6 protein-coding genes and 1 pseudogene are annotated in these 5,036 nt (G+C 70.5%); all 7 read left to right on the top strand.

Annotation, left to right across the window (positions count from 1 at the left end):
• Window positions 1-28 precede the first annotated feature (28 nt).
• A pseudogene (locus H5J33_RS23210) lies at window positions 29-346 on the top strand (fluoride efflux transporter FluC); the annotation flags it as partial.
• Between the two features lie 32 nt (window positions 347-378).
• Window positions 379-759: a DUF190 domain-containing protein gene (locus H5J33_RS23205; RefSeq protein WP_181796840.1), complete on the top strand. Its 381-nt coding sequence runs from the start codon at window positions 379-381 to the stop codon at window positions 757-759.
• Entirely contained in the window at window positions 756-1,130 is a 375-nt protein-coding gene (crcB, locus tag H5J33_RS23200; protein ID WP_181796839.1) for a fluoride efflux transporter CrcB, read from the top strand. Before H5J33_RS23205 ends, crcB begins: the two co-directional genes overlap by 4 nt.
• A 76-nt stretch (window positions 1,131-1,206) precedes the next feature.
• Window positions 1,207-2,043 carry an undecaprenyl-diphosphate phosphatase gene (locus H5J33_RS23195; protein ID WP_181796838.1) on the top strand — a complete coding sequence of 279 codons (837 nt, stop codon included), beginning with the start codon at window positions 1,207-1,209 and terminating at the stop codon, window positions 2,041-2,043.
• A 172-nt stretch (window positions 2,044-2,215) separates the two neighbouring features.
• Window positions 2,216-2,896: a FadR/GntR family transcriptional regulator gene (locus tag H5J33_RS23190; RefSeq protein WP_181796837.1), complete on the top strand. Its 681-nt coding sequence runs from the start codon at window positions 2,216-2,218 to the stop codon at window positions 2,894-2,896.
• Window positions 2,893-4,332 (top strand): amino acid permease, encoded by a 1,440-nt coding sequence (locus tag H5J33_RS23185; protein WP_181796836.1) that lies wholly within the window; start codon window positions 2,893-2,895, stop codon window positions 4,330-4,332. The genes H5J33_RS23190 and H5J33_RS23185 overlap by 4 nt, the downstream gene beginning before the upstream one ends.
• A 41-nt stretch (window positions 4,333-4,373) precedes the next feature.
• A partial coding sequence (locus H5J33_RS23180) for an asparaginase (RefSeq protein WP_181796835.1) occupies window positions 4,374-5,036 on the top strand: 663 nt, incomplete at its 3' end.

Raw genomic sequence — 5,036 nt, 5'->3', positions numbered from 1 at the left:
CACGTCGGTCTTGAGTTGACTGTATGTGTGGCCCGACCACGCGGCCGGCTTCCCCTGGGCGACCTTCTGGACCAATGTCTCCGGCTGCGCCGCCATGGGCGTGCTCATGGTCCTCGTCACCGACGTGTGGGCCGCCCACCGGCTGCTGCGGCCGTTCCTCGGCACCGGCGTGCTCGGCGGCTACACCACCTTCTCCACCTACGCGGTCGACATCCGCGGGCTGGCCGGCGACGGCCGTCCCGGCCCGGCACTCGCCTATCTGGCCGCGACACTGTGCGCGGCCCTCGCCGCGGTGTGGCTGGCCTCGGCCGCCGCCCGCCGGGTCTTCGCCGGGAGGCGGCGATGAGCCGGCGTGCGGCGACGAGCCCGGAGGCGGCGATGACCCTCCGCACCTTCCGCGCCCTGCGGCTGACCGTCTACGTCGGCGAGAACGCCACCTGGCACCACCGGCCCCTCTACTCCGAGATCGTCCACCGCGCGCACGCCGCCGGACTCGCCGGCGCCAGCGTCTTCAGGGGCATCGAGGGCTACGGCGCCTCCTCCCGCATCCACACCTCCCGGCTGCTGTCCCTCAGCGAGGACCTGCCGGTCGCGGTGGTCGTGGTGGACACCGAGGAGCGGATCCGGGCGTTCCTGCCCCGGCTCGGCGAACTGGCCGACGGGGGCCTGGTGACCCTGGACGCGTGCGAGGTCGTCCGGTGGACAGAGGCCTGCGACGGCCCGGACGAAACGGACCCGGAGGGTAAGAAGTCGTTGTGAACTGGCTGCTGGTCGTCGCGGGCGCCATGGTCGGCGCGCCCCTGCGCTACCTCACCGACCGCGCCGTGCAGGCCCGGCACGACTCGCTCTTCCCCTGGGGCACCTTCGTGGTGAACGTCGTCGGCTGCCTGGTCCTCGGGCTGGTCACGGGTGCCGCCTCCGCCGGCGTCGCCGGTCCCCACCTGCGGCTTCTGCTGGGCACCGGGCTGTGCGGCGCGCTGACGACGTACTCGACCTTCTCCTACGAGACCCTCCGGCTGACCGAGGCCGGCTCCGGCCTCTACGCTGCCGGGAACGTCGTGGCGAGTGTGGCGGCGGGGCTGGCCGCGGCTTTCACCGGAGTCTCACTCGCCGGTCTCCTGTGGACCTAGGCGCGTGCCGCCCGGCCCGGAACAGTGAGTACTGTCTACAGCACTGTCGACCAACTAGTCCCCAGAACTGGATCCCATGAGTGCCATCTCCGTCGGTCAGGCCGTCGTCCTCGGAGTAGTCGAGGGGGTGACCGAGTTCCTCCCGGTGTCCTCCACCGGACACCTCAAGATCGCCGAAGGGCTCATGGACATCCCCGTCGACGACTCGTCCGTCGTCGGGTTCTCCGCCGTCATCCAGGTCGGCGCCATCGCCGCCGTGCTGGTGTACTTCTTCAAGGACATCCGGCGGATCGTCACCGCCTGGTTCCGCGGCCTGGCCGACCGTGAGGAGCGGTACCACCACGACTACAAGTTCGCCTGGTGGGTGATCGCCGCCACCATCCCGATCGTGGTGGTGGGCCTGGCCGCCAAGCCGCTGATCGACGGCCCGCTCGCCTCCCTGTGGGTGGTCGCCGGCTCGCTGATCATCGGCTCCGGCGTGATGTGGGCCGCCGACCAGATGGGCCGGCACAAGCGCGGTGAGGACGACACCTCCTTCAAGGACGCGATGTGGGTCGGCTGCTCGCAGATCCTCGCGCTGCTCTTCCCGGGCTTCTCGCGCTCCGGCGCCACCATGTCCACCGCGCTCATCCTGGACCTGGACCGCGTCGCCGCCACCCGGCTGTCCTTCTTCCTGGGCATCCCCGCGCTGACCGGCGCCGGCCTGTACGAGCTGAAGGACGCCCTCGGCGCGGGGGTCGGAGCCGCTCCGCTCGCCGTCGGCACGGTCGTGTCGTTCGTGGTCGCCTACGCCTCCATCGCCTGGCTGCTGAAGTTCGTCGCCAAGCACTCCTTCAACGCCTTCGTGATCTACCGGATCGTCGTCGGTGTGCTCCTGCTCGGCCTGCTCGCCACCGGGACGCTCGGCGGCTGAACCGCAACCGCTGCTCACCCACGGGGTGTGGATGCCTGCATTCAGGCACCGCACCCCGTGAATCTTTTATTACCGCACACCTTGACAGTGTCTGCCCGCACCCCGCAGGATCGCTCCCGTGAACCTGTCAGACAGCCAGACAGGTGGTCTCGTCCCCCGGCGCGTCAGTGCGATGGAAGCGGTACTCGACCACCTTCGCGGCGCCATCGAGAGCGACCGGTACGCCATCGGCGACAAGCTCCCTTCCGAAGCCGAGCTGTGCCGCACCCTCGAGGTGTCCCGGCCCGTGCTCCGCGAAGCGCTGCGCGCGCTGCAGACCATGGGCCTGACGGTCTCCCGCACCGGCAAGGGCACCTTCGTGGTCGCGAACACCGTCGAGGACCCCACCTTCGGCGACTACGCGGCCAGCGACCTGCTGGAGGTGCGCCGGCACATCGAGATCCCGGTCGCCGGATACGCGGCCGTGCGCCGCACCCCGGAGAACCTGGACCACCTGGCCCATCTGCTCGACCGCATGGAGCGGGAGACGGACACCACCGCCTGGGTCGCGATGGACACCCTCTTCCACCTCGCCGTGGCCGAGGCCGCCCAGAACCCGGTCTTCCGCCGGGTCATCGAGGAGATCCGCGACGCACTGGCGCGTCAGTCGGCCTTCCTCAACGAGCTGGGCGGCCGCCGGGAGCAGTCCAACCGCGAGCACCGGGCGATCGTCGAGGCGCTGGTCGACGGCAGCGAGCACGACGCCGTCGAGGCCATGAGCCACCACCTGGACCGCGTCGAGACGACCCTCACCGACATCGTGCGTCCCCAGCGGACGAACCCCCTCATGGAAGAAGGCGGAGCCGAGGCGTGAGCGAACAGCACCTCAAAGACGAGACGCGCCCCTCGACCGGCCATGTCGACGCCGGGGACGCCGGCTACAGCAAGGGCCTGAAACACCGGCATGTCAACATGATCGCCATCGGCGGTGCCATCGGCACCGGCCTGTTCCTCGGCGCGGGCGGCCGGCTCGCCGACGCCGGGCCCTCTCTCTTCATCGCGTACGCCGTCTGCGGCGTCTTCGCCTTCCTGGTCGTCCGCGCCCTGGGCGAACTCGTCCTCTACCGCCCGTCCTCCGGCGCCTTCGTGTCGTACGCCCGGGAGTTCCTGGGCGAGAAGGGCGCCTACACCGCGGGCTGGATGTACTTCCTCAACTGGGCGACGACCGGTATCGCCGACATCACGGCGGTCGCCACCTACACCCATTACTGGGGGATGTTCTCCGACATCCCGCAATGGTTGATCGCATTGATCGCCCTCGCGGTCGTGTTGACCGTCAATCTCATATCGGTCAAGATCTTCGGCGAACTGGAGTTCTGGTTCGCGATCGTCAAGGTCGGCGCGCTCCTCGTGTTCATGTGCATCGGCATCTACCTGCTGGTCACCCAGCACCCCGTCGACGGCCACCACCCCGGCCCCGCCCTGATCACCGGCAACGGCGGCCTGTTCCCGCACGGCCTGCTGCCCATGCTGCTGATCATCCAGGGCGTCGTCTTCGCCTACGCCTCCGTCGAGCTGGTCGGTGTCGCCGCCGGCGAGACCGAGAACCCCGAGAAGATCATGCCGAAGGCGATCAACTCGATCATGTGGCGGGTGGGCGTCTTCTACGTCGGCTCGGTCGTCCTGCTGTCGATGCTCCTCCCGTGGAACAAGTACTCCGCCGGCCAGAGCCCCTTCGTCACGGTCCTGTCGAACATCGGTGTCCCGGCGGCCGGCGGCGTGATGAACCTGGTCGTCCTGACCGCGGCCCTGTCGTCGCTGAACTCCGGCCTCTACTCCACCGGCCGCATCCTGCGCTCCATGGCGATGAGCGGCTCCGCCCCCGCCTTCACCGCGAGGATGAGCCGCAGCCAGGTCCCCTACGGCGGCATCCTGCTCACCAGCGGGATCTGCGTGCTCGGCGTGGGCCTGAACTACGTGGTCCCCGCCGAGGCGTTCGAGATCGTCCTCAACTTCGCGGCGATCGGCATCCTCGCCACCTGGGCCATGATCATGGTCTGTCACCTGCTCTTCTGGCGGAAGACCCGGCAGGGCGACCTGTCCCGGCCGGCCTACCGGCTGCCGGGCTCCCCCTGGACCGAACTCGTGACGCTGGCGTTCCTCGCCTCCGTCGTGGTCCTCATGTACGCCGACGGCGGCGCCGGACGCACCACCGTGCTCTGTCTGCCGCTGATCGTCGCAGCGCTGGTCGCGGGCTGGTACGCCGTCCGCGGCCGTGTGACCCGCACCTCCACCGGCGCCGGCGCGTGACCCGCGCCCCGGCCGACCCCGACCCCCTGATACAGGCAGTGATGTACAGCAGTTCCCCCGCCGACGCCCCCTTCGTCCGCGAACCCCTCCACGCCCCCGTCGCCCACCTCGTGCGCGGCGGGGTCGTCGAGGGCATCCACTACGGCTCCGTCGTCGTCCTCGACGGCGGCGGCCGGGTGCGCTTCCAGCTCGGCGACATCGAGGCGGCCTTCTACCCGCGCTCGGCCCTCAAGCCGGTCCAGGCCGTGGCCATGCTGCGGGCCGGGCTGCCGCTCGACGGCGAACTGCTGTCGCTGGCCGCCGCCAGCCACTCCGGCGAGGAGCGGCACCTGGCCGGCACCCGGCGCATCCTGGAACTCGCCGGCCTCGCCGAGGACGACCTGCGCAACGTGCCCGACATGCCGTTCGACCCGGTCGTCCGGGACGCCTGGGTGCGGGAGGGCCGCATGCCCTCGCGGCTCGCCCAGAACTGCTCCGGCAAGCACGCCGCCATGCTGTGGACGGCCAAGCTCAACGGCTGGTCCCTGGACGACTACCTCGACCCGGCGCACCCGCTCCAGCGGAAGATCGCCGCCACCGTCGAGGACCTGACCGGCCAGCGGGCCGCCCGGGTCACCGTGGACGGCTGCGGCGCCCCGCTGTTCGCCATCTCCCTGCACGGCCTGGCCCGCGCCCTCGCCCGGATCACCACGGCCGCCCCCGGC

Source organism: Streptomyces sp. WELS2, assembly GCF_013870595.1.
Taxonomy (GTDB): Bacteria; Actinomycetota; Actinomycetes; order Streptomycetales; family Streptomycetaceae; genus Streptomyces.
Note: the sequence above shows the minus strand (reverse complement) of the source record. Positions and strands in the feature narration are given on the sequence as shown.

What these genes read in the sequence shown, in the direction of transcription:
- H5J33_RS23195 (WP_181796838.1), top strand. Translation starts at nt 1,207, where the DNA reads ATGAGTGCCATCTCCGTCGGTCAGGCCGTCGTCCTCGGAGTAGTCGAG.
- H5J33_RS23205 (WP_181796840.1), top strand. Translation starts at nt 379, where the DNA reads ATGACCCTCCGCACCTTCCGCGCCCTGCGGCTGACCGTCTACGTCGGC.
- H5J33_RS23190 (WP_181796837.1), top strand. Translation starts at nt 2,216, where the DNA reads ATGGAAGCGGTACTCGACCACCTTCGCGGCGCCATCGAGAGCGACCGG.